The sequence below is a fragment of the Streptomyces sp. PA03-6a genome, from assembly GCF_033792765.1.
GTDB lineage: Bacteria > Actinomycetota > Actinomycetes > Streptomycetales > Streptomycetaceae > Actinacidiphila.
Window position 1 is genome coordinate 90,752 of record NZ_JARAVK010000001.1, and the last position, 23,882, is coordinate 114,633.

A 23,882-nucleotide genomic window follows, 5' to 3' on the forward strand; every position below is an offset into this window, starting at 1 on the left:
AGCGGTGATTTTGCATATATCCAATTCCTCTTTCCGTGTCAAGCCCCGAACTGGAGTGACCTGACAGAATCCGAACGGTAGGGCCGAATGGAATGCGAGGCGTTCCGGAAGGAAAAAGTGGAGACTTCCACCACCGCCTCTGCCATCGACCCGATATCGCGGCCCGTAGCCCCGGAGGAATCCCGGCTGCAGACCGCACCGACTGTGGGTGAACGACCATGCACTGGAATCACGAGCCACGATCCGCGAGCTCCTCCTGTCCCCACGGGCAGGAGGAACGGCCGTGACCTGCAACAACTTTGAGCAGTCCACTGCGGCTTCGGCCGGCTCGCAGAGCGTGGCCGGCGCTTCGGGATCCGGAGAGGAAATTCCTGTCGAGACACTTCTTGCCGAAGTTCTCGCGGGTGTCCTGCGAACCGAGCAGGTACCGGCAGACGGTCACTTCTTCACCGACCTGGGCGCGGATTCTCTGCTGATGGCTCATTTCTGCGCTCGCGTACGCAAGCGCGACGACCTGCCCACCGTCTCGATGAAGGACGTCTACCGGAATCCCACCATCCGCGGCCTCGCCGCCGCCCTGGAGCCGCGGGCGGAAAGGCCCGAAGAGCCTCCGGCCGGATCAGGCGCCGGCGTACCCGGTGCGGTGCCCGTCGCGGCGGGCACCGCGCGGTACGTGCTCTGCGGGGCGCTCCAGCTGCTCGCGTTCCTCGGCATGTCCTTCGTGGCCGCCCTCGCGCTCACCCGCGGATACGAGTGGATCCGGGACGGCTCGGGATTCGCCGGTGTGTACCTGCGGTCCGTGCTGTGCGCCGACGCGGGGTTCACCGGCCTCTGCGCCCTGCCCGTCGCCGCCAAGTGGATCCTGATGGGGCGCTTCCGGCCACGGCGCTTCCCCGTGTGGAGCCTCACCTACCTGCGGTTCTGGTGCGTGAAGGCCCTGATCCGCACCAGCCCCATGCGTCTGTTCGCCGGCACCCCGCTGTACGTGCTCTACCTGAGGGCGCTGGGAGCGCGTGTCGGACGCGACAGCGTGGTCCTCTCGCACCATGTGCCGGTGTGCACGGACCTGCTCACCGTCGGGCAGGGGACCGTCATCCGCAAGGACGCGCTCTTCTCCTGCTACCGCGCCCGTGCCGGAATGATCGAGACCGGTGCGGTGACGCTCGGCCGGAACGTGACGGTCGGCGAGCAGGCCGTCCTGGACATCGACACCTCGATGGGCGACGGCGCCCGGCTCGCCCACGCCTCCGCGCTCCACAGCGGCCAGGCCGTTCCCACCGGCGCTTCCTGGCACGGTTCCCCCGCCCAGCCGAGCGGCACCGATTTCCGGGTCGTCGAGCCGCTCGCGTGCGGCAGTCTGCGCAAGGCCCTCTACACGGCCGCACAATTGGCGCTTTTGCTCGGGCTGTACCTGCCGGTGGCGGTGGGCGGTCTCGCCCTGCTGTCCGCCGCCCTGCCGCAGCTGGACGTGGTGTCGGCCCCCGAGCACGCCTTCACCAGTCCCGCGTTCCACATCGACGCACTGACCGCCTCGCTGGTGGCCTTCTTCGGCGGTCTCCTGGCTTCCCTGGTGGCGGTGAACGCCCTGCCGCGCCTGCTCCACCGGACGATCGAACCGGGCAGGAGCTACCCCCTGTACGGCTTCCACCACGGTGTCCAGCGGGCCCTCGCGCGGATGACCAACATCAGGTTCTTCGTGCTGCTCTTCGGTGACAGCTCCGCCATCGTCCACTACCTGCGCTGCCTCGGGTACGGCCTGCGCCGGGTCGAGCAGACGGGCTCGAACTTCGGCTCGCTCGTCAAGCACGACACTCCGTACCTGTGCGAGGTGGGCAACGGCACGATGGTCGCCGACGGCCTGTCCGTCATCAACGCCGACTTCTCCAGCACGTCCTTCCGCCTCTCGCCGGCGGCGATCGGCGCGGGCAGCTTCCTCGGCAACAACATCGTCTACCCCGCGCACGGCCGCGCCGGTGACGACTGCCTGCTCGCGACGAAGGTCATGGTCCCCGTCGACGGCCCCACGCGGGAAGGCGTCGGCCTGCTCGGCTCGCCGAGCTTCGAGATCCCGCGCACCGTGCACCGTGACCAGCGGCTCGACCACCTCGCCACCGGTGAGGAGCGGCGGCGCCGCCTGGCAGGCAAGAACAGGCACAATGCCCGCACCGCGCTCCTGTACGTGCTGATGCGGTGGTTCCACTTCTACGTCGTCGCCCTCGTGGCGATGACCGCCGTCGACCTCTACCACGTCCACGGCGTGGCGCCGGTCGCCCTGGTCGGCCCGATCACCCTGATGTTCACCGTCGCCTACTACGCGCTGGTCGAGCGGGTCGTCACCCGCGTACGGCCGCTGAAGCCCCTGTACTGCTCGATCTACGAGCCGTCCTTCTGGCGCCACGAGCGCTTCTGGAAGCTGACCACCCACCGGTACATGCAGCTCTTCAACGGCACCCCGTTCAAGAACGTCGTCTGGCGGCTCCTCGGCGTCAGGATCGGCCGGAGGGTCTTCGACGACGGCTGCTCCCTGATCGAACGGGGCCTGGTCGCCATCGGCGACGGCTGCACCCTCAACACCGGCACGGTCATCCAGTGCCACTCCCAGGAGGACGGCGCCTTCAAGTCCGACCACGCCAGGCTCGGCGCCGGTGTGACCCTCGGGGTCGGGGCATTCGTCCACTACGGCACCACTGTGGGCGACGGGGCCGTGCTGGCCGCCGACTCCTTCCTGATGAAGGGCGAGGAAGTCCCCTCCGGTGAGGAGTGGGGCGGTAACCCCGCCCGCAAGGCCGCCGCCGTCCACCAGCTGCCGGGTGCCCGGCGCACCCCGCCGTCAGGCGGTCCTGAGGCGAGGCCGGGCAACCAGGAGACGCTTGCCGCCGTCGCCGCTCAGCACGGCTAGGTCGCCCGCCCGCGGCAGACACCCAGCACCACCTGACCCCGGCGGCGGTGTGCGGGGACGGCGCCGGACCGTCCCCGCACACCCGTTGTGGCCCCGCTGACGCTCAGGTGATCAGCCGGGCCGGGGTGGTGGCCGCGTGCATCAGGACCTCCAGTGGCCCTCGCCGGAAGATCCGTGTCCAGGCCAAGGCCAGGACCATCGCCGCCGCGGCGAAGGAGAGCAGGACCGGTAGGGCGGCGGAGTCCGGCAGGTCGTCGACGCCCAGGGCCTTGATGGCGACGATGTGGCCGACGTACGCGGTCAGCGAGATCGAACCCACGGCGATCACGGGCGTGGCCGCCCACCGCACGCGCGCCGACCGTTCGACCACCGCCAGGCAGGCGGCCAGCACCAGGAGCGCGCCCCCGGTGTTGCCGAGGATCGAGAACGTCGTCTGGCTGTGCGGCGCGGCCACCAGCAACCAGGACGGCGTGTCGACGACCTGGTCCCCGTACGCCTGGGACAGCGCGTCCGACCACCAGGCCGAGGCCGTTGGAGCGCCGTCCGTGGCCGCGCTGATCGCGGCCCGCGCGCCGGGAGCCAGGTGCAGGGCCAGCCAGGAGCCGCCGTAGCCGAGCACGGCCAGTACCGCCCCGCACACGGCGACCTTCGCGTGCACGCCGGGCCGCCGCAGGTCGAGCCGGGCCACGGCCATCCCGGCGATGAGGAAGGACACCCACGTCAGCACCGGGTAGTCCCCGGTGACCAGCAGCTCCAGGAATCCGTCCGAGCCGGTCAGCCGGGCCAGCGGATCGTGTGCGATCACCGTGTCGCTCCAGCCGCCGTTGTCGACGGCGACCCGCAGTACGTACAGGACCTGTGGCAGCACGAGCGCGGTGGCCGCCGCGATCAGCGCCAGCGTGCGGGCCCGCAACCGGTACAGGGGCAGGACGAGGAGGAAGGCGAGCCCGTAGTAGGACAGGATCACGTCGATGGACGTGCCCAGGTCCGTCAGCAGGTACCCGAGGACGATCAGCAGGCCGGCCCGGATGAGCACGCGGCCGATGGCCTGCCGTCCCGCCCGGCCGGTACGCGGCTCCGGCCGGCCCGTGAGCAGGACCAGGGCGAACCCGGCGAGGAGGGCGAACAACGCGGAGGACCGGCCCCGGGCCAGCTCCATCGCCCAGCCGAGCGGGCCGCCCACCGAGGGATCGGGACCCACGTGCGCGGCGAACATCCCCAGGATGGCCAGACCTCGCGCGAGGTCGACACCGATCAACCGCCCCGCCCCCGCCGGGCGGAAGGGGGAGCGGGCCGCCGGGACCTTCTTGTCGAGCGGCGGCGAGTCCTCGGCCGCGACGGGTGCTGCGTGAGTCATGCGCCCCAGACTTGTGACGCCACCGGTCGCACGCCATCCGGCGGGTGTCGGGATTCCCCCCGCCAAGTGGCTGGGCCCGCGCGCCCCCGCGTCCCGCCGTCGTGACGTTCCCGGTGGCCGAAGGCTCCCGGTGAACGCGGCCGTCCCTGAGGGCTGCGACGCCGCTCCGACCCCCGGGGTCCGGGGGTGCGCCGCGACGGGCAACCCTCCGGGAATGGCCGTTCCGTGCGGGAACCGTGAAGGGCGGGCCCCGAGGTGACGGGGAGGGCCAACGGTCACCCTCCAGCAATGTACGCGCCAACCATCCGGCAACTGCACGCCGCCCTGCACAACTGCAATGCCCTGGCAGCACCAACCGGGCCTCACGGCCGTACTCCGCACGCCAGGGATTGCGCACCCACATGCAGCCTTCCGCATCACCTTCTCCGTCCGGACACTCCGCCGAACTGCGTGACGCCGTACGCCGCTTGGACAGACGCCGCTTCCTGACCGTCACCGGGGCGGCGGCGACGCTGGCCTTCGCCGCGAACATCCCGCTCGGCGGCACCGCCGCGGCGGCCGAGGCGAGCGCCGTGCAGATCACCGAGAACCCCTTCACGCTGGGCGTGGCCTCGGGCGACCCGATGCCCGATTCGGTGTTGCTGTGGACCCGGCTCGCCCCCCGCCCCTACGAGACCGGCAGCGGCCTGCCCCAGAAGCGCTTCAAGGTCCGCTGGGAACTCGCCCACGACGAGCGCTTCACCCGCGTCACCAAGCGCGGCACCGTCGACGCGCACCCGGAGTACAACCACGCCGTGCACGTCGAGGTGGGCGGCCTGGACGCCGACCGCGTCCTCTACTACCGGTTCCGCGTGGGCCAGTGGATCAGCCCGGTGGGCCGTACCCGCACCGCCCCGTCGAAGGGCGCCCGGCTCACCGAGCTGCGCCTCGCCGCGGTGTCCTGCCAGGCGTACCACGACGGGTACTTCACCGCCTACCGCCACCTGGCCGACGAGGACCTCGACGCGGTCTTCCACCTCGGCGACTACCTCTACGAGTACGCGGTCACCGCGACCGGGGGCGCCCGCGCCTACACCGACCGCGTCCTGCCCGAGGTCTTCAACCGCGAGACCCTCACGCTGGACGACTACCGGCTCCGGTACGCCCTCTACAAGTCCGACCCCGACCTGATGGCGGCCCACGCGGCCCACGCCTTCGTCGTCACCTGGGACGACCACGAGACCGAGAACAACTACGCGGACGGCACTCCCGAGAACGACGTGCCCCCGGAGGAGTTCCTGCTGCGGCGGGCCTCCGCCTACCGCGCGTACTGGGAGAACCAGCCGCTGCGGCGCCGGCAGCTCCCGCACGGCCCCGACGCCCAGCTCTACCGGCGCCTGCAGTTCGGGCGGCTCGCCCAGTTCGACGTCCTCGACACCCGCCAGTACCGCTCCGACCAGGCGTACGGCGACGGCTGGCAGGTCCCGGGACCGGATTCGCAGGACCCGGCCCGCACGATGACCGGCACCACCCAGGAGCGCTGGCTCGTCGACGGCTGGCGCACCTCGAAGGCGACCTGGAACGTCGTCCCCCAGCAGGTCACCTTCGCCCAGCGCAAGGACCGCACGACACCGGACTTCAAGGTCTCCATGGACTCCTGGGACGGCTACCCCGCCTCCCGGCAGCGCCTCCTCGACGGCTGGGAGTCCGCCGGCCGGGACAACCTCGTCGTCCTCACCGGCGACGTCCACGTCCACTACGGCTTCGACATCAAGAAGGACTTCGACGACCCGGCCTCGAAGACCCTCGGCACCGAGATCGTCACCAGCTCGATCACCAGCGGCAAGGACGGCTCCGACAAGCCGTCCAACTGGGCCACCTACCTGCAGGCCAACCCGCACCTGAAGTTCTACAACGGCCGCCGCGGGTACGCCGTGGTCACCCTCGGCAAGGACGCGGCGCGCGCCGACTTCAAGACCGTGTCCGCGGTGACCACGCCCGGCGCCCCCATCACCACGGCCGCCTCCTTCGTCACCGAGGCCGGCAACCCGGGACTCACGCCCGCCTGACCCTCTGAGAAGGCCGCAGTACGCAGCGGGACCCCGGGGACGTTCCCCGAGGTCCCGCTCCCGTTCGGCCCGGCCGCCCGACGGCGGAACCGAGGGACATCGACGCGATGCGCCGGCGCGTTCCGCAGGTGCCGATCGGGGTCGCCAGGCTTCGCCGGAGCGAGCTGAGGTGCCGGTAGGGCCATACGGGCATGTTTTCCAGATATGGGTGACGTTCGGTGTGGGCGGAGGAGGCCTCGGCCGGCCTGGGCGGAGGCGACCGGAGGCCGCGTGGGGTGCCCGCGGGCGGCTGCTTCCGCCGGTGGGAGTGGGTGAGCGATGTCCACGGGTGCCGATTCCGTAGCGGCCTCCCGGCTCGGGGCCGAGGAGCTCGACGCCGCGCTGGAGCGTGTCGTCCTGGACACGGGCGCATCGGTGGGGCTGGTGTACCTGCTGGTGCCCGGCGAGCGGGTGCTGCACCTGGCGGTGGTGTCGGGGGCGCCGGTGCGCCTTGCCGCTCCGTGGGCGCGGGTCCCGCTGGACTCCCCGGAGTTGATGGCGGAGGCCGTGCGGGAGCGGCGTCTGGTGTGGCTGGGCAGTCAGGAGGAGGTGGCGCTGCGCTATCCCCGGACGGGGCTGCTGCTGCCGTACGACTTCATGGTGGCTGCGGCGCCGATGGTGCACGGCACGATCGTGTGGGGTGCGCTCGTTCTGTTGTGGCCCGCCCGGGATCCGCCCAAGCTGGACCTGCAGGAACGCGATGCGATGAACGTCTTCTCCTGCCGCGCCGGGTTGTTCCTGCAGCAGGCCGCCGACCGCGGGTCCCCCCTCCTGCCGGCGCCCAGCCCCGGGCGCTGTCCCGGTGGTCGTCCCGTATCCCCGGGCGGGCCGAGGCGCTGGCTGCTGCGCCGGCCCGACGGCCGCACCGAACCCCTCGAGCTGCCCCCCGGCCTGCTCCTCGGCATCGATCCGGCCGCCACGTACCCGACGACCGAGATCCCCCTGCCGCCGGGAGCGGCACTCGCGCTGTACACCGACGGGCTCGTGGAGACTCCCGGCACCGACATCGACGACACCATCGCCGACCTGGCCAACCACCTCGCACACGCTGAAGACCAGACCATGGACGCCCTCGCCGACAACCTCATCCAGCACGCCACCCACAACGCGGCTGCGACTTGGCCCGATGGGCCGACGTGCCTCCGCCGAAGGGGATCAAGCCCGGTGTTCACGAGTTCCGGTGGATGGCGTGTTGTCCCCGCCGGCCCACGGTGTCACTCGGCGGGCACGGTGAGCGCGAGCTTGCCCGTGACGCGGCCGTCGAGGAGGCGCCGGACGGCTGCGGCGGTCTCGGCGAGCGGGTAGACGCGGTCCACGACCGGGCTGAGCGTGCCTGCGTCGATGAGGGCGGTCAGGTCGCGCAGCCCGTCGGCGTGCTCCGAGGCGATGAAGGTGCCCAGGTGCCGGCCGGTGAACGGGGAGAGTGCCTGTGCACGGATCTGCCGGTCGGTGCCGCCGAGCCAGCGGCCGTTCGTCTCGCTGCCGGTGATGACCAGTCTGCCGCGGGGTGTGAGGGCGCGGCGCAGATCCCGCAGACTGCGATGGCCCGCGATGTCGATGATGGCGTCGTAGCGTCGCGGGCCGGCGAGGAAGTCCTCGCGCGTGTAGTCGATGACGTGGTCGGCGCCCAGCGCGGCTACGGCGTCGAGCTTGGGGGTGCCGGCGACGGCCGTGACCTGGGCGCCGAAGGCGTGGGCCAGTTGGACGGCGAAGGTGCCCACGCCGCCGGCGGCTCCGGTGATCAGGACGTGTTGGCCTTCGCGGACCCTGCCGTTGTCGCGAACCGCCTGGAGCGCGGTGAGCGCACTGACGGGTACCGTCGCCGCCTCCTCGAAGGTGAGTCCGCTCGGTTTGGGGGCGATCCTGTCGGGACGGGCAGCGGCGTATGCGGCGAACGCGGCGACCGCCGTGCCGTAGACCGCGTCGCCGGGTGCGAACCCGGTCACGTCGGTGCCGACCGCCTCGACGACACCGGCGACGCTGCGACCGGGGTTGGGGAGCTTCGGCCTCCGCAACCCGCTCACGGGCCGGATCGCGTACGGCAGTCCGGCCATCATGTGCCAGGTGCCACGGTCCACGCTGGAGGCACGCACCCGCACCAGTACCTCGCCTGGACCGATGCCGGTCCGGGCGAGCCGTGCCATGTGCAGCACGCCTTCAGGATCGGGGCCGTAACGCTCCTGGACGACGGCCGGCATGGTCTCGATCCCACCGGTTGGTGGGATCGGCTCGCTCATGTTCCGCATCATCACTGCTCCCGATCCCGCCTCCCCCTGTACTTACGCCGTAAGTACAGCACTTACGGCGTAAACTCGTCAACGCTGGGAGCCCATGAGAGGAAGCGACCGCCCACCGTGACCCGACGCACCACCCCGCAGCCCACCCGCACGACGCTCACCCGGCAGCGGGTGGTGCATGCCGCCGTCGAACTCGCCGACGCCGGCGGCTTGGAGACGATCAGCATGCGCAAGGTGGGCGAGGCCGTCGGGGTCGAGGCGATGTCCCTGTACAACCATGTCGCCAACAAGGAGGACCTGCTCGACGGCATGGTCGACCTGGTCTTCGGCGAAGTCGAACTGCCCACGCCGGGTGGCGACTGGCGACAGGCGATGCGGCAGCGGGCGATCTCCATGCGCCTCGCGCTGTCCCGCCACCGGTGGGCGATCGGGCTGATGGAGTCACGGTCCACCCCGGGCCCGGCCACCTTGCGTCACCACGACGCCGTTCTCGGCTGCCTGCGTCAGGGCGGGCTCTCCCTCACCCTGACCGCCCACGCGGTCTCGGTCCTGGACAGCTACATCTACGGGTTCGCCCTGCAGGAAAAGACCTTGCCCTTCGGCACCCCCGAGGAGACCGCCGAACTGGCGGACTCCATCATGAGCGGTTTCGGCGACGGTGAGTACCCGTACCTCACCGAGATCGCGACCGCTCACGTCATGCGTCCCGGGTACTCCTACAGCGACGAGTTCGAATCCGGACTGGACCTCATCCTCAACGGCCTGCAGCAAGCGGCGGGCTGACGAGGCGGGCCGGCCCTCGGGCATGGGCGGGCGGGTCCCCGGGACCGGACGCCCGCCCCACCGCCGTGGAGCGGGCGCCCGGCCGTTCTGCCGGGCTCGTGGCCTCTGCCTCGCGTAGAGCCCGGAGCGCGGGTCCCCCGTGCCGGGGTGCAGGCGGCCCGGGCACCGGCACGGACTTCCGGCCCCAGGTCAGCCTGCATACGGTGAGACCGGACAGCCGGGCGTCCTGTGACGTCGGGCCGTGAATCCTCGGGAAGCCATGTCCGCGATCGTGGACGTACGCACGCGGTGGACCCCGGGGCACTCCGTATCCTGGGCGCATGCATGACGATGACGGTGTCCAGCCGGCCGCCACCCGACGGAGGGACGCCGCTGCGACCAGGGCGGCGATCCTCCAGGCCGCCCGGCGACTCTTCGTCGAGCACGGCTACGACGGTGCGGGCGTGCGGGAGATCGCCGGCGCCGTCGGAGTGGATCCCCGGCTGATCGGTCGCTACTTCGGGTCCAAAGAGAAGCTCTTCGCGGAAGTGGTCGACCTGGCGTACCAGAAGTCGCTGATGATGACGCCCGAGCTGAACGCCGAGGCGGCCCGCGCGCTCCTCCTCGACTCCGATCAGTCCGCCGTGGAAGGGCTGCTGCTGACCCTGCGTTCCGCGGCGAACCCGCGGGCGGCGGAGATCATGCGGGACGTCATCGAACAGAACTACCAGCATGTCCTCGCCGGCGCCCTGCCCGGCGAACGGACCGCCGGGCGCGCCGCGCTCCTGGTCGCCATCTGCTCAGGCGTCCTGCTCACGCGCCTGATCCTCGGCAACACACAGCTCAACCAGCCGGAGACCGAGGACCTGGTCCCCCTCCTCCACAAGGCGCTCGACGCCGTCGCCGTCGCCCCCGGGCCCGTCCGCTGACCGCGTCACCGGAGAAAAGATCTCGGATCCGTCGGGCGGGCGACCTACGCTGAGCCCCGTCCGCACTATCTGGGAGAAGCATGACAAGCAGGTTCACCGAGTTGACCGTTGACTGCCACGATCCGGAGAGGCTCGCGGCCTTCTGGTGCGAGGTCCTGGACTTCAAGGTCGTCGACCGGAGCGAGGGCAAGGTCGAGATCGGCTCGTGGGTGCCGACCGTCGAGGATGTCCGGGCCCGCCAGATGCCGCCCACCCTGGTGTTCATCCGTGTGCCCGAGGACAAGACCGTCAAGAACCGGCTTCACCTCGACGTCAGCCCGATCGACGGCAGCACCGAGGACGAGGTGACCAGATTGCTCGGTCTCGGCGCCGTCAAGGTCGACGTGGGCCAGGGCCCGGACCGGAACTGGGTGGTCATGGCAGACCCCGAGGGCAACGAGATCGACGTCCTGCGCACCTTGGCACCGCAGGACTAGGCCGGTTACTTCGGATCATCAGATCCGAGGGAAATGGCCTAGTCCGCTTGCAGGACGAAGAACAGGAAGCAGAGGAAGCGGGGCTGGGCCGCGATGGCCTCGGGGAACAGCTCACGGGCGGCGGGGTCGGGATCCGGCTCGCTGATGGCCGTGATCCGGAAGCCTGCGGCGGTGAACGCATCGGTCATCGCATGCAGTGGCCTGTGCCAGAGCCTCATCAGGGCGGTCCGGCCGCCCAAGGTCCACTCGTCGGTCCAGGCGGTGGTGTCGAAGTAGCCGTGCTCGGCCGCGCGGCCGGCCTCGCGGTGCATGGTGGCGATGGCGAAGGGATGGTCGACGGACGCGATCAGCCGGCCGCCGGGCTTGAGTGCGCGCCGCAGCTCGGCCAGCGCCGGCCCCCAGTCCTCCACGTAGTGCAGCACCAGGGACGCGACGACGTCGTCGAACGTGTCGTCGGCGTAGGGAAGGGGACTGCCCAGGTCGGCCACCTGCAGGTCCGCACCCTCGCCGAGCCGGCGCCGGGCCAGCTCAAGCATCCCGGAACTCGCATCGAAGCCGCTCACGAGGGCGCCACGGTCACGCAGCGCCGCGAACAGGGCCCCGGCGCCGCAGCCGGCGTCGAGGATCCGCCGGCCGGCCACCTCCCCGGCGAGGGCCAGCATCGCGGGACGCTCGTAGTAGGCGTTGATCAGGCTGGTCTCGTTCTCACTCGTGTACGCCTCGGCGAAGCTGGTGTAGTCGTTGACCTTCGGCGGATCCATCGTCACGGCGGACGGCGAGGTGCGCCCGTTGAGGCTCGCGTGCCCTTGCTGCTCGTCAGAAGTCATGGTGCGAGGGACGTCGGCCCGCAACAGTTCGGTTCCTGGTCCGAGGCATGACGGGCACGTCGGAGACGTCGACGGCGCGTAGCCCTGTGACGCCCGGGGGGTCAGTGCCGCGCCGGCGGCGTGACGCCGTTGAACCAGTTGGTCGCGGTCATCGCGGAGGCCGCCTCCCGGTCCCCTGTGACGGTGAGGGCATCGAGTGTGGCGAACTGCTCCGAGGTCAGGGTCAGTTCGGCAGCCGCGGCGTTCTCGGCCATGAACGTGACGCGGCGGGTACCCGGGATGGGGGTGACGTCCGGGGCCTTGGCCAGCAGCCACGCGAGGGCCACCTGCCCGGGGGTCGCCTCGTGCTGCTCGGCGATGTCGCGAACCGCCTGGAGCGTCTGCATGTTGCGGTCGAAATTCGCCTCCGAGTACCAGGGCAGGCCGCGGCGGTGGTCGTTCTCCGCCAGACTGTCCCGTGAGGTGATGGTGCCGGTCAGCGCGCCGCGGCCCAACGGGCTGTACGGAACGATGCTGATGCCCAGTTCCCGGCACAGCGGCAGGATCTCGGATTCGATTCCGCGCTCCCACAGCGACCATTCCGTCTGCAGCGCCGTGATCGGGTGTACGGCCGCTGCGCGACGCAGGGTGTCCGGTGCGGCTTCGGAGAGGCCGAGATGCAGGACCTTTCCCTCGGCGACGAGTTCGGCCATCGCGCCGACGGTTTCCTCGATCGGCGTCCGGGGATCGACACGGTGCTGGTAGTAGAGGTCGATGTGGTCGGTGCCCAGCTTCTTGAGGGAGCGCTCGACGGCCTCGCGGATGTAGCCGCGGCTCCCGTCCATCCGCGCCTCCGCCCCGCCGAACGGACCCGAAACGATGCCGAACTTGGTGGCGAGCACGAGTTCGTCGCGGCGACCGGCGATCGCCCGGCCGAGGATCTCCTCGCTGTCGCCGTAGCCCTCGGCGGTGTCGAAGAGCGTGACGCCGATCTCGAGCGCGCGGTCGACGATCTCCCGAGCGGCCCGCTCGGGGTCGTAGCCGGACTGCCCGTAGGGGTTGGCGTAGCTCATGGCGCCGTAGCCGACCGCGCCGACGGCGAGTTCGGCGGGACCGAGGTGACGTACAGGGATGGGCATGGCGGGGCCGACCTTTCTGCCGTTGCGAGCAGTGAGGACACGATGTCCTCGGGTGTGGACAAAGGTAAGTCCTCACTTGAGGACAAGCAAGTGCGGAGCATGCGGCGGTCGATCCCGCGCCGCGCACGCTCCGTGATGTGACCCACCACTCCCGGCTCCTGATTGCCCGCGGTGGAAGTCGCACATTAAGTTAGGTGGATAGAACGTTCTATCTACTTGCGTCTGTCGCCCGCACCACTGAAGGAGTAGCGATGTCCCACCGTCGTCCCGTTCGCCCCGTCCGTCTCGCCGTCGTCGGCGCGGTCGGCCTGGCCCTGGCCGCCGGACTGGCCACGACCGCCTCGGCCACCCAGGGCCATCACGCCAAGCCGGCAGGCAAGCCGAAGCCCAAGCCGACCGTCGTCCTCGTCCACGGTGCCTGGGCGGACTCCGCCGGCTGGAGCGGCGTCGCCAAGCGCCTGCAGGCCGACGGCTACCGGGTCACCGCCCCCGCCACGCCGCTGCGCGGTCTGGGCAGCGACGCCGCCTACCTCGCGGACTACCTCAAGACGATCAACGGCCCGGTCGTCCTGGTGGGCCACTCCTACGGCGGCGCGGTCATCACCAATGCCGCCACCGGCAACCCCAACGTCAAGGCACTCGTCTACGTCGCCGCCTTCGCCCCCGACAAGGGCGAGAGCGTCACGGACCTGGTGGGCAAGTTCCCCGGAAGCCACCTCAGCGACGACCCCGACGCCCCGCTGCCCACTGCCCTGAACGCGGTCCCCTTCACCCAGGCCGACGGCGGCACCGGCGTCGACCTCTACATCAAGCCCGACAAGTTCCGCGACGTCTTCCTCAGCAACCGCGTCAGCAAGAGCAAGGCCGCCGCGCTCGCCGCGACGCAGCGCCCCGTCACCGCGCAGGCCGTCGGCGAGCCCTCGGCCGTGACTCCGGCCTGGAAGACCATCCCTTCCTGGTACCTCGTCGCCCGCGGCGACCGGACGATACCCCCCGCCGCCGAGCGCTTCATGGCCTCGCGCGCGCACGCCCGCACCATCGAGGTCGACGGCCCGCACGCGGTCCACCTGACCGACCCCAAGGCCGTGACGCGTCTCGTCGAGAAGGCCGCGACGGCGCGCTGACCCACCCCCGCCCCCGGCCTCCTCCCGGCACCTGCGGGAGGGGGCCGTGCACCGTGTGCAGGAGCCGTACTCAGGCCGCGGCCATGAGCACGGCGACCCCGTGCTCGAAGACGGCGCCCGCGGCCCGGGCGTCGCCGAGGTAGCCGGCCACCATCGCACCGTCCCGCATGGCCATCATGGCGTCGGCCGACCGTGCGGGATCGGCTGAGCCGAGCCGCTGGAAGGCTTCCTGCAGCACCTGGAGGAACCAGGCGCGGTGTCGCAGCACCGCCTGGTGGACGGGGCTTTCGGGGTCCGGGTACTCAGCCGTGGCATTGATGAACGGACAGCCCCGGAACCCGGCGCCGCACACTTCCTCACCGATGCCGTGCGCCACGGCGGCGAGGAGGCCGGAAGGCGAACCGATGCCTGCCTGCGCCGCGGTGATCCGGTCCCGGATCTCCTGATCCGTCGCCTCGAGGTAGGCGCGCACCAGGTCGTCCTTGCCGGCGAAATGCCGGTAGAAGGTGCCCCGGGCGACGTCGGCCTCCGCCATGACGCGGTCCACCCCCACGGCCCGGATGCCCTCGCCGTAGAAGAGCCGGTTCGCCGTGCTCAGCAACCGCTCACGGGCCTCGGAGCGGCGGACCGGCGCGGATGCGTCCGTAACGTTCGACATGGCTACAGCATAGAACGGTCTTTCTACTTCCGGGTGTGGATCTCATTGCTGTCGCGCCACCCGCGTGGGAGCATGCGCTGTTCATCGCCGGTGCCTGCGGGACTGCCGCTCCGTGCCGGTGCGTCTTGGGAACTGGGTGGGGCAACGTGGGCAGAGAGGTGGCGCGGGCAGCCGCGGCGGTGTGCGTGCTGACCGTGGCCGTTGTCGGATGCAGGCACGGGGGCGAGGACGGGGGCCGGGACAGTGCGGGGGCCTCGCACCCCGCGAGGCAGGCCGCGGCACCCGAGAAGGTCCTGGGTCACCGGGAACTGGAGCGGACCGCTCTGGGGTCGGGGGACGTCGACGGATTCAGCGTCGGCCCCGTGGTGGGCGACGTCGGGGCCGGTCAGCCGGTGGTGGGCCCGGTCGCTCCCGCCCCCGCGCGGTGCAAACCGCTCAACGACATGACCGCGTTCGTCGGCAGGTACCAGCCCGTGTGGCAGGTCGCGAAGATCGTCAGTCGCACGTCCGATGAGGGCGACACGTCGTCCACGACGGTGGCGCTCAACTCCTACCGGCAGCAGGAATCGGTCAAGGTGATGACGGAACTGCGCGGTGCGCTGGACACCTGCACGAAGTTCGCGCCACCCGGGTCCTCGGTCACCGGCTGGACGTACTCGCACATCCACAAGCTGCCGGATCCTTCGCTGGGGGACGACGCGCTCTCGTACCGCATGACGCTCGACATGCCCGCGGACGACATGGGCCCCGCGCACTCCGTCGTCTTCACCTACGTGGTGGTGCGGAGCGGAACGACCGTCACGACGTTCGCCTCGAACCTCTTCGGCGTGGACGGCAAACCCACCGAGGTCCCCCGGCGGGTCATCGACGCCCAGATCAAGAAGCTGAGCCAGGCGTCGTCGGGCTGAAGGACCCGGTGCCGGCACCCGGAACCCGGGCGGGGCGCGCCGCGCTCGGCGCCCCGCCCGGGTGCGGGATCCGCCCGGGTCAGTCCCGGGCGGCGCTGTGCTGCTGCTGGGCCCACGCCAGGTGCCATGTGTCCGGCGGCGTCTCGGAGTTCAGCTCCAGGCCGGGCACCGGCTCGAGACGTCCCCCGCGCAGTTCGGCGAGGAGGCGCTCGGCCTCGAGGGAGGGGTAGTCGAGGTAGCCGCGGTCGTCACCACCGAAGAAGGTGGCCCGCAGCGCCTCGCGCAGCTCCGCGTTGCGGGCCAGGCGCTCGGGCAGGTCGGGGTTGGCGATGAAGTCGCGGCCGAAGCCGACGGCGTCGACGGTGCCGTTCTCCACGGCGCGCAGGGCCTCCTCGCGTGCGTAGCCGCCGGTCGCGATCAGGCGGCCCGGGTAGCGCTTGCGGGCCCAGGCGCTGTCGATGGTGTCGGCCGGCCGGCGCTCGGCCGTGGAGTCGTCGTTGCCGACGATGCCCGGCTCCACCAGGTGCAGGTACGCGAGGTCGCGAGCGGCGAGCTCGTCCACGACGTGGCCGAACAGGGCCTCCGGGTCGGAGTCGGTCATGTCCTGGAAGACGCTGCTCGGGGATATGCGGACGCCGATGCGGTCCGCCCCCACCGTCTCGACCAGGGCGTCGACCACCTCCAGCAGCAGGCGTGCGCGGTTCTCGACGCTCCCGCCGTAGCGGTCCGTGCGCCGGTTGGCGCTGTCCTGGAGGAACTGGTCGATCAGGTAGCCGTTGGCCGCGTGGACCTCCACACCGTCGAAGCCGGCCGCCAGCGCGTTCGTGCCGGCTTGGGCGAACTGGGCGACGACGGCCTGGATCTCGTCGATCTCCAGCGGTCGCGGCGTCATGAAAGGCACGCGGCCCTCGTCGGTGAAGACCAGGCCGTCGATCGCGATGGGGGAGGGGCCGACCGGGGTCCTGCCTTCGGGCTGGAAGACGGGGTGCGAGGCGCGGCCGGTGTGCCACAGTTGCGTGACGATGGTGCTCCCCGCGGCGTGCACCGCGTCGGTGACGCGCTTCCACCCCTGGACCTGGGCGTCGCTCCACAGGCCCGGAATGCCGGGGCCGCCGACACCTTCGGCGGAGACGACGGTGCCCTCCGTGATGATCAGTCCGGCCGAGGCGCGCTGGGTGTAGTAGAGCTGCGCGGAGGGGCCGGGGCTGCCGTCAGGCAAGGAGCGGCTGCGCGTCATCGGCGGCATGACGAAGCGGTTGGACAGCGGCAAGGCGCCGAGCTGGACAGGGTCGAACAGGGGGCTGTTGTGCATGGTTTCTTCTCCGGGCAATGGGGATGGGGATGGGGGTGAGGAGTGGTGAAGGTGCAGGCCAGGCGGTTGCCGGGCCTGGAGGCGTGACGCCGGGGACGTGGCGGTTCGCCGGACGGTGCGGCCGTCGGATCTGCGTCCCGGCCGCCGAGCCGTGACTTACGCCGCCTGGTACCGGCGGGTGTTGACCCTCCCGCCCAGCGACGTGGCCGCGCGGAGTGCCCAGTACGGGTCGCGCAGCAACTCCTGGCCGAGGAGGACGGCGTCGGCCTCGCCGGAGCGGACGACGGCCTGCGCCGCCTGGGCCGGCCCGGTGAGGGGGCCGACGGCGGCGACGGGCATGCCGGTCCGGTTGCGGACGCGGTCGCCGCCGGTGGAGACGTCCATCAGGTCCACGCCCCGGGCCTGCAGCTCCTTGGCGAGGCGGAGGGTGTCGTCGGTGATCTCCTCCGGCCAGTCGGGGTCGGACGTGCGGAAGAAGACCGGCAGGTCCTGCGGCCACACGGCGCGGACGGCGTCGACGACCTCCAGGGCGAAGCGGGTGCGGCCGGCGAAGTCCCCGCCGTAGGCGTCGGTGCGGCGGTTGCTATGCGGGGACAGGAACTGGTTGATGAGGTGTCCGTGGAGGCCGTGGATCTCGGCGACCTGGAAGCCGGCGTCCAGGGCGCGCCGGGCGGCCGCGGCGAAGTCCGCCACGATCCGGCCGATCTGCTCGGTGCTGAGCTGTTCCGGTGTGGTGGAGCCGGTGCCGAACGGGACGGCGATGGGACCGCCGGGCGCCCAGCCGTACTGCCTGCCGGGGGCGCCGGGGAACCTGCGGTCCACCCAGGTCCCCTCGGTGGCGTCCCGGTGCCCGGCGGCGAGCTGGATGCCGGGCACGGTGCCCTGGGACTTCAGGAACGCGGTGATCCGGCGGAAGGCCTCGACCTGGGTGTCGTTCCAGATGCCGAGGTCGTACGGGCCGGTCCGGCCCTCGGGGCTGACCGCGGTGGGTTCGGTGAGGATGAGCCCGGTGCCGCCGGTGGCGCGGGCCGCCAGGTGCGCGAAGTGCCCGTCGTCCGGGACGCCCGCCTGGTCGCCGTCCGGTGGGGCGGTGGACCGGCACAGGGCGGCCATCCAGATCCGGTTCGGAACGGTCAGTGACCGGAGGGTCATGGGCTCGAACAAGGTGGTGCTCACGAAAGTGCCTCCTGCTGGAGCGATGGGGGAGTGGGTACCGGGCGAACACCCGGACGTCATCGCGCCAGGTGAGGCGTCCATCGGTGCGGCTTGCGCCGGTCGTGTCGGTCTCTCAACCGTCACATTCCACGGTACGGTATGGACGGTTATGTCCGGAATATTGAGATCCAGATGGTCCGAATCGGGAGACAGCGATGCCGACCGCGCTGCCGGTCAGTGCCTACGTCGTGCTCGGCCTGCTGAGTAGGCAGGACGGCGCGACCCCCTACCAACTCGACCAGAGGATCCGCCAGAGCATCGGGTACTTCTGGGTCTTCCCCCGCTCGCAGCTGTACGCGGAGGCCGGACGGCTGGTGCGGCGCGGACTGGTCGTCGAGCACCAGGAAGAGGGCGGCCGTCATCGCCGCACCCTGTCACTCACCGACGAGGGGCGACGCGAGCTGTGCCGATGGCTCGCCGCCCCGACGCGGGCGATCACCGAGATCCACGACGAGGGGCTGCTGAGGCTGTACTTCCAGCCCCAGGCCTGTGACGCCGACGCTCCCGGCGACGCGGACACGGTGGACGCGATCAGCCGGCTCGCCGCGGAGCAGATCCAGGCCCACGAGGGCCAACTCGCTGAGTACCGGCAGCTCGTCACCTCCGGACTGCTGCCCGCGGGCTCGCCCCAGCGGGCGACGGTCGAGGTGGGGTTGCGGTTCGAGCGCATGATGATCGGCTTCTGGCGCGAGGTCGCCGCCTCGCCGGCGCACCTGATCGGCGAGGGTGCCGAGGAGGCGTGAACGACGGCGGACGACGCGGGGCGCAGGTCGGTGCCGCGTACGAGGGCACGGACGCCCTGCTGCTCGGCCGGCGGACGTACGACATCTTCGCCGCCTACTGGCCGCACCAGAAGGGCGGCGAGGACGGCGAGATCGCCACGCTCTTCAACGGCGTCCCGAAGTACGTGGCCTCCCGCGGCAGGCCCGACCTCTCGTGGGCCGGGTCCACGCAGCTCGGCCCGGACCTGGCCGGCGCGGTGCGCGAGATCCGCGACCGGCACGAGCACGTGAAGGTCGTCGGGAGCCTGAACCTGGTGCAGACCCTCCTGCGTGAGAAGCTCTTCGACCGTCTCGACCTCTGGGTGCACCCGATCGTGCTCGGCGTCGGGAAGAAGGTGTTCGACGGCGGCGCGGTCCCCACGAACGTCACGCTCCTCGAACCGCCCGCCGCCAGCCCGACCGGCACCGTGTACCTGCGCTACGGGCTCGCCGACGGCACGCCCGGCACGGGGGACATGAGCGCACCCGATCGCGGCGTCGGGCGCGCCGACTGACGCCGCCGGCAGTGCATCCGCCGGGTCGGCATCCCGTCACGGCGTCGGCGGTTCGAGCCGGCGACGCCGCGACGACGCCGCGACGACGTGCCTCGCCGGCAAGCGGAGCGGATCGCCGTCCAGCTCCTTCGCCGCCGCGCAGGCCGTCGCGTCATGGCGCCCCACGGCCGCGGGCGGCTCGTGGGGCATCAGTGGTCGTCCCAGTCCTCCACGAAGAACCGGGCCTCGCTGACCACGGTGTCCCCGGCTCTGGCGGCCCGCACGTACATATGGGCCCCGTCCGGTCCCAGGTCGCCGCTGCAGCCGATGAGCAGGTCGACCCGTTGCTTCTCGATGTACCGGGTCAGGTCCGTGTCGACTGCGGACAGCGTCTTGCCGATCAACTCCAGTCCGTCGAAGGTGACCTGTGGGCCGGTTCGTCCGTGCACGGTCACGGCCGCCAAGGTGGGGAACCCCTCTTGGTGCCAGTAGTGGGCGGTCACCCCGGCGTCGTGAAACCGGTCCTCACCCAGGTACCAATGCCCGGCCTTCTGGTGGACCGGCCAGGGATAGTGGCCCTGCCGCTCGGCCGGTACCTCGCCGCCCAAGGCGGCCACGACCTGCTGCGGGAGCATCCCGAAACGGAGTGGACCGACGCTCTCCAGCGGAGTGAAGCCCCACTGCGGTCTGTCCTGCTCGGCCCTCACCGGCCATGCCCCCGGGTTCGTCTCCCGTTCGCGGACGTCCCGCCATCGGATGACCGGATCGGCCCCGTACGGGTCCTCGGCCAGCTCCGGGCCGACGAGCAGGGCGTCGGTGATCACCGCGTCCCTCCGCACCGCGTACCCCTGCGGATCCTCCCCCCACTCCAGTGCGGTGCCCATGGAGACGCCCCACGCGGCGACCTCGGGATCACCGCTCCAGTTCACCCGGACCTCCACTCCCTCGTCACGGGCGAGATCGTGGATGCCCGCGCGCACCTCGGACGGGGCTCGGGCGATCAGTTCCATGTCCCGCAGCCGCACCCGCGGACCGTCGTGCGCCTGGATCGCGACGGCGGCCAGCCGCGTCCCCGGCCCGTAGATCGCGGTCACCCCCAGGTCCCCGTACCGCTGCCAGGACAAGGTGCATTCCCTGCTTCGTGACACGTGGACGTCCGCCCCGTCCAGCGCTGCCTTGACCTGGTCGGGACTCATCCCGAACCGCAGCGGACCCACACCCACCAGCGGATCAAGCTCCCACTGCGCCCGCTCGTCAGGCTTCTTGTTCCGCCAGAACATCCCAACCCCCACGAGGCTCCGAACAGCCCGGCGCCCTGCCGGTGATCATGTCCGGCACCCTAGGTGTGCCCTGGAGACATCGTCGGCGGCGGTTCGCGGCATGTCGCCGCCGGTCACCCCGCGACCGCGCCAGGAACCTCTTCGGAGGCCGCGGGCGTCGCGGCACCGGCGTCCTCCCAGGCGCGCAGGTACGCCTTGATCGCGTGCCGGTTGCGCTGCAGCACCTCGATGCGTCGCTCGATGCTGCTGAGCTGACGTCGCAGTCCGTCCAGGTCCTTGGCCGCCGGGCAGGACCGGACGTCCGTCCCCTCCTTCGCGGCATCGAGGCAGGGCAGGACCTCGCGGATCATCTCCGTCGTCAGGCCGGCTTCGAGGAGTTCGCGGATCTGCAGGACGCGGTCGACGGCCGGCTCGCCGTAGCTGCGGTACCCGTTGGCGCTCCGGAAGGGGTGGAGGATGCCGACCTCCTCGTAGTAGCGGAGCAGCCGCGGCGCGACACCCGTCTTCTCGGCCAGGTCCCCGATCTTCACATCGCCCTCCTTGGCTGGGCATCCGTACGGACGGTGCGCCTCGCCGTCGCACCGTGGGCGATCCGGTCGCCGCTTGACCTTCACACTAATGGAAAGGTTTAGCTTCTTGCACGGCCCCGGAGCTGCCGGCGCGGGGTGACCGGGACCGTGTCAAGAAGAATGCGAGATCAACGATGCCGACAGGCTCCAGCAAGGGATGGACCGCTGACCGAATGGCCCCACAGGAAGGCCGCACCTTCGTCGTGACGGGCGCGACCAGCGGTCTCGGTCTGGTGACGGCGCGCGAACTCGCCGCGCACGGCGGCCGGGTACTGCTCGCCGTCCGTGACACCGCACGGGGGGAAGCGGTGGCGTCCTCGCTGCGCAGGGCGTATCCCGGGGCCGAGGTCGCGGTGCGCCGGGTCGATCTGCTGGACGTGGACTCGATCCGCCGGGCGGCGGAGGAGATCGGCGAGGGGGAGTCCGTCGACGTACTGGTCAACAACGCGGGCATCTCCATGGTCGGGCACTCCGTGACCGCGCAGGGCGCCGAGCGCCACCTCGCCGCGAACCACCTCGGCCACTTCGCCCTCACGGCGCTGCTGGAACCGGCGCTGCGCCGGTCGCCGGCACCGCGGGTGGTCACCGTGACGTCGTACATGCACGAGAAGGGGGAACTCGACCTGGACGACGTCGCGTGGTCGCGGAAGTACACGCCCCTCGCCGCCTACTCGGCCTCGAAGCTGGCCAACGCGGTCTTCGGCGTGGAGCTCGCCCGGCGCGAGCGGTCGTCACCGTCGCCGATCACCAGCGTCCTCGCGCACCCCGGCTACAGCAACACGCCGATGCAGAGCAAGGGCACCGGGCCCGTGGGGATCGTCATGCGCGTGTCCGGCAGGCTCTTCGCGCAGAGTCCGGAGATGGGGGCCCTGCCCCAGCTCTACGCGGCGACCGAGCCCGATCTCGCCGCAGGTTCCTACATCGGCCCTGACGGCAAGGGCGGACGATCCGGGCATCCCGTCCCCGTGCAACTGTCGGCGGCGGCGCAGGACCCGGGACTCGGCCGCCGGCTGTGGGAGCGCTCGCAGCAGCTGACCGGCGTCCGCTGGCACACCGCCTGAGTCCGTACGGGCCATCCGCGGTACGCCCGCTGGGGCCGCGAGCCGGGCAGGCGCGTGCTCCGCCCCACCCCGGAGCTTCAGGGGTGGGGCCGGACGTGCCGCGTCACCAGGCGCTGGCGCCGCCGTCGACGGCGTAGTTCGCCCCGGTGATGTAGGAGGCTCGGTCGGAGGCGAGGAAGGCGGCCAGGTCGACGATCTCCTCGGGCCGGGCGAAGCGCTTGAGGAGGGTCTTGCCGGTGATCGCGTCGCGGGCGGCCTGGTTGTCGCCGAGGTCGCGGTCGCTGGCGGGGGTCAGGACGGGGCCGGGGCTGATGGCCACCGCGCGGATCCCGTGCGGGGCGCCTTCGAGCGCGAGTTGCCGGGTCATGCCGATGACGCCGGCGTTGGCAGCGGTGTGCCCGACCATCGGGGGGTTCTCCCCGGCGATCATGCCGGCCATGGAGGCGACGTTGATGATGACGCCGCCCCCGCGGCGTACCAGGTGGGGCCAGGCGAATTCCGAGACGAAGAAGGGGATGTCGAGTTCGCCGGTGATGGTGGCGTGCCAGTCCTCGACGGAGAAGTCGGGCAGCGGGCCGAAGCGCAACGAGGCGGCGTTGTTGTAGACGACGTCGAGCCCGCCGTAGGCGGCCGCGGCACCTTCGACGAGGCGCCGCACTTGCTCGGGGTCGGTGAGGTCGACCGGAGCGATGCCGGTCATCTCGCCGCCCGCGCGGCGGACGAGTTCGGTCGTCTCCTCGTTGGCGTCGGGGTTGATGTCGGCTCCGACGACCTTGGCGCCTTCTTTGGCGAACAACTGGGCCGCGACGCGGCCCATGCCTCCGCCGGTGCCGGTGATCAGCACGATCTTGCCGTCAAGAAGAGGTGTCATGGGAGTGCTCCTGGTCAGTGCGGTGTGCGGGTGCGTGTGTGCGATGCCGTGGCCCCCCGGGCGCCCGCTGGGGGCGGTGCGCCCGGGGTGCGTGCCGCGGCCTGGTGAAGCCGGTCGTGCGAGGGCTACTTGGTGGTGGGGTGAACGGTGCCGGGAGGCGTCTCCCCGCGGAGCTCGTCCAGGAACACCCCGAAGTTGCCCTCCGACCAGTGCTCGACGGACTGGCCGTGGATGACGCGGTCGATGGAGATGCCGCTGAGCTGGACGTCGCGGCCGGAGGCGGGGATGCCGAAGACCGTGCCGGTGTGACGGCCCGCGAAGCTCCAGCGGGTGACGACCTTGTCGCCCTCCACGATCTGGTCCAGGACGGTCATCTTGAAGCCGGTGAGCCCGGCCTTGATGTCGAGGTCGCCCTTGATCCAGTCGTCCCGGTTCTCGGGGCCGTTGAAGCCGTGGAGCACCAGGTCCTTGGAGATGTAGCGGTTGAATCCGGCGGCCAGGTCGCCGTTGTAGCTGGCGTAGTACGCCGAGGTGACCTGCAGCGGCGAGAGGTAGTGGTGGTGGGCCGCGTGGCCGGACGAGGCGGCGTTCGGTGCCGGGCTCTGGGCCGCGGCCGGGACGGCCACGGCGGTGAGGGCGGCGGCGACGGCGAGGCCGGTCATGGCGCCCACCACCTTCTTGCGTCCGCTGGACGTGGGAGTGGCCGGGGTGGATGCGGCCTCACGGGTCTTGTTGAAGATCACGGGGCACTCCTCAGCTGATCATCGGTGCCCGAGAGCACCGAAGTGATTGACACGTCAAGCATCCTCCCGAGCTTGACAAGCGTCAAGCAGTTTTCGGTGGGGCCCTTCCGAGGTCACCCGGCCGGTGACCGGCATGGAAGACTTGGATCACCGGCGATCGCCTCGCCATCCCGCCCGGGATTCCGGACGCGCAC

General features: G+C 71.2%; 21 protein-coding genes and 1 pseudogene. 11 read left to right on the forward strand and 11 right to left on the reverse strand.

Annotation, left to right across the window (positions count from 1 at the left end):
* Positions 1-337 precede the first annotated feature (337 nt).
* Positions 338-2,899: a Pls/PosA family non-ribosomal peptide synthetase gene (locus PV350_RS00365; RefSeq protein ID WP_500332471.1), complete on the forward strand. Its 2,562-nt coding sequence runs from the start codon at positions 338-340 to the stop codon at positions 2,897-2,899.
* A gap of 103 nt (positions 2,900-3,002) precedes the next feature.
* Here PV350_RS00365 and PV350_RS00370 read toward each other — a convergent pair whose 3' ends face one another.
* The gene (locus PV350_RS00370; RefSeq protein ID WP_499509959.1) at positions 3,003-4,256 is read right to left on the reverse strand and encodes a DUF418 domain-containing protein; all 1,254 of its coding nucleotides are present in this window, start codon (positions 4,254-4,256) and stop codon (positions 3,003-3,005) included.
* Positions 4,257-4,657: 401 nt separating this feature from the next.
* Between PV350_RS00370 and PV350_RS00375 the strand changes: the two genes are divergently transcribed.
* The gene (locus tag PV350_RS00375) at positions 4,658-6,304 is read left to right on the forward strand and encodes an alkaline phosphatase D family protein (protein ID WP_499509958.1); all 1,647 of its coding nucleotides are present in this window, start codon (positions 4,658-4,660) and stop codon (positions 6,302-6,304) included.
* An 879-nt stretch (positions 6,305-7,183) separates the two neighbouring features.
* A pseudogene (locus tag PV350_RS00380) lies at positions 7,184-7,447 on the forward strand (SpoIIE family protein phosphatase); the annotation flags it as partial.
* 110 nt (positions 7,448-7,557) lie between these two features.
* On the opposite strand, the gene PV350_RS00385 reads toward PV350_RS00380, so the two are convergent.
* Entirely contained in the window at positions 7,558-8,580 is a 1,023-nt protein-coding gene (locus tag PV350_RS00385; RefSeq protein ID WP_499509957.1) for an NAD(P)-dependent alcohol dehydrogenase, read from the reverse strand.
* Between the two features lie 117 nt (positions 8,581-8,697).
* Here PV350_RS00385 and PV350_RS00390 point away from each other — a divergent pair, with 117 nt between their 5' ends.
* The 3 genes from PV350_RS00390 (at position 8,698) to PV350_RS00400 (ending at position 10,747) form a co-directional block, all read left to right on the forward strand.
* Positions 8,698-9,363, forward strand: a complete 666-nt coding sequence (locus tag PV350_RS00390) for a TetR/AcrR family transcriptional regulator (protein WP_500332452.1) — start codon at positions 8,698-8,700, stop codon at positions 9,361-9,363.
* Positions 9,364-9,683: 320 nt separating this feature from the next.
* Positions 9,684-10,271, forward strand: coding sequence for a TetR/AcrR family transcriptional regulator (locus PV350_RS00395; RefSeq protein WP_499509955.1), 588 nt, complete (start codon positions 9,684-9,686; stop codon positions 10,269-10,271).
* A gap of 80 nt (positions 10,272-10,351) precedes the next feature.
* The gene (locus tag PV350_RS00400) at positions 10,352-10,747 is read left to right on the forward strand and encodes a VOC family protein (RefSeq protein WP_500332453.1); all 396 of its coding nucleotides are present in this window, start codon (positions 10,352-10,354) and stop codon (positions 10,745-10,747) included.
* A gap of 38 nt (positions 10,748-10,785) precedes the next feature.
* Here the strand turns inward: PV350_RS00400 and PV350_RS00405 are convergent, their stop codons facing one another.
* Positions 10,786-11,574, reverse strand: coding sequence for a class I SAM-dependent methyltransferase (locus PV350_RS00405; RefSeq protein ID WP_500332454.1), 789 nt, complete (start codon positions 11,572-11,574; stop codon positions 10,786-10,788).
* A gap of 101 nt (positions 11,575-11,675) precedes the next feature.
* Positions 11,676-12,692 (reverse strand): aldo/keto reductase, encoded by a 1,017-nt coding sequence (locus PV350_RS00410; RefSeq protein ID WP_500332455.1) that lies wholly within the window; start codon positions 12,690-12,692, stop codon positions 11,676-11,678.
* A 251-nt stretch (positions 12,693-12,943) separates the two neighbouring features.
* Between PV350_RS00410 and PV350_RS00415 the strand changes: the two genes are divergently transcribed.
* Complete coding sequence (locus tag PV350_RS00415) at positions 12,944-13,816, forward strand: alpha/beta fold hydrolase (protein ID WP_499509951.1); 873 nt, start codon at positions 12,944-12,946, stop codon at positions 13,814-13,816.
* 70 nt (positions 13,817-13,886) lie between these two features.
* On the opposite strand, the gene PV350_RS00420 is transcribed toward PV350_RS00415, so the two are convergent.
* Entirely contained in the window at positions 13,887-14,474 is a 588-nt protein-coding gene (locus tag PV350_RS00420) for a TetR/AcrR family transcriptional regulator (RefSeq protein WP_499509950.1), read from the reverse strand.
* 146 nt (positions 14,475-14,620) lie between these two features.
* On the opposite strand from PV350_RS00420, the gene PV350_RS00425 reads away from it, so the two are divergent.
* Positions 14,621-15,382 (forward strand): hypothetical protein, encoded by a 762-nt coding sequence (locus PV350_RS00425; RefSeq protein WP_500332456.1) that lies wholly within the window; start codon positions 14,621-14,623, stop codon positions 15,380-15,382.
* A gap of 79 nt (positions 15,383-15,461) precedes the next feature.
* On the opposite strand, the gene PV350_RS00430 is transcribed toward PV350_RS00425, so the two are convergent.
* Positions 15,462-16,694, reverse strand: a complete 1,233-nt coding sequence (locus tag PV350_RS00430) for an alkene reductase (RefSeq protein WP_500332457.1) — start codon at positions 16,692-16,694, stop codon at positions 15,462-15,464.
* Positions 16,695-16,850: 156 nt separating this feature from the next.
* The gene (locus PV350_RS00435; protein ID WP_500332473.1) at positions 16,851-17,846 is read right to left on the reverse strand and encodes an oxidoreductase; all 996 of its coding nucleotides are present in this window, start codon (positions 17,844-17,846) and stop codon (positions 16,851-16,853) included.
* Between the two features lie 218 nt (positions 17,847-18,064).
* Between PV350_RS00435 and PV350_RS00440 the strand changes: the two genes are divergently transcribed.
* Complete coding sequence (locus PV350_RS00440; protein WP_499509947.1) at positions 18,065-18,652, forward strand: helix-turn-helix transcriptional regulator; 588 nt, start codon at positions 18,065-18,067, stop codon at positions 18,650-18,652.
* Positions 18,649-19,185 carry a dihydrofolate reductase family protein gene (locus PV350_RS00445; protein WP_500332458.1) on the forward strand — a complete coding sequence of 179 codons (537 nt, stop codon included), beginning with the start codon at positions 18,649-18,651 and terminating at the stop codon, positions 19,183-19,185. Before PV350_RS00440 ends, PV350_RS00445 begins: the two co-directional genes overlap by 4 nt.
* A gap of 188 nt (positions 19,186-19,373) precedes the next feature.
* On the opposite strand, the gene PV350_RS00450 is transcribed toward PV350_RS00445, so the two are convergent.
* Entirely contained in the window at positions 19,374-20,444 is a 1,071-nt protein-coding gene (locus tag PV350_RS00450) for a hypothetical protein (protein WP_500332460.1), read from the reverse strand.
* A 113-nt stretch (positions 20,445-20,557) separates the two neighbouring features.
* Positions 20,558-20,974 (reverse strand): MerR family transcriptional regulator, encoded by a 417-nt coding sequence (locus PV350_RS00455; RefSeq protein ID WP_499509944.1) that lies wholly within the window; start codon positions 20,972-20,974, stop codon positions 20,558-20,560.
* 173 nt (positions 20,975-21,147) lie between these two features.
* Here PV350_RS00455 and PV350_RS00460 point away from each other — a divergent pair, with 173 nt between their 5' ends.
* Positions 21,148-22,074, forward strand: coding sequence for an oxidoreductase (locus tag PV350_RS00460; RefSeq protein ID WP_499509943.1), 927 nt, complete (start codon positions 21,148-21,150; stop codon positions 22,072-22,074).
* Positions 22,075-22,177: 103 nt separating this feature from the next.
* On the opposite strand, the gene PV350_RS00465 is transcribed toward PV350_RS00460, so the two are convergent.
* Both PV350_RS00465 and PV350_RS00470 read right to left on the reverse strand, forming a co-directional pair.
* Complete coding sequence (locus tag PV350_RS00465) at positions 22,178-22,945, reverse strand: SDR family NAD(P)-dependent oxidoreductase (RefSeq protein WP_500332461.1); 768 nt, start codon at positions 22,943-22,945, stop codon at positions 22,178-22,180.
* Between the two features lie 125 nt (positions 22,946-23,070).
* On the reverse strand, positions 23,071-23,688 hold the full coding sequence (locus PV350_RS00470; protein ID WP_500332462.1) for an ester cyclase: 618 nt from the start codon (positions 23,686-23,688) through the stop codon (positions 23,071-23,073).
* Positions 23,689-23,882 lie beyond the last annotated feature (194 nt).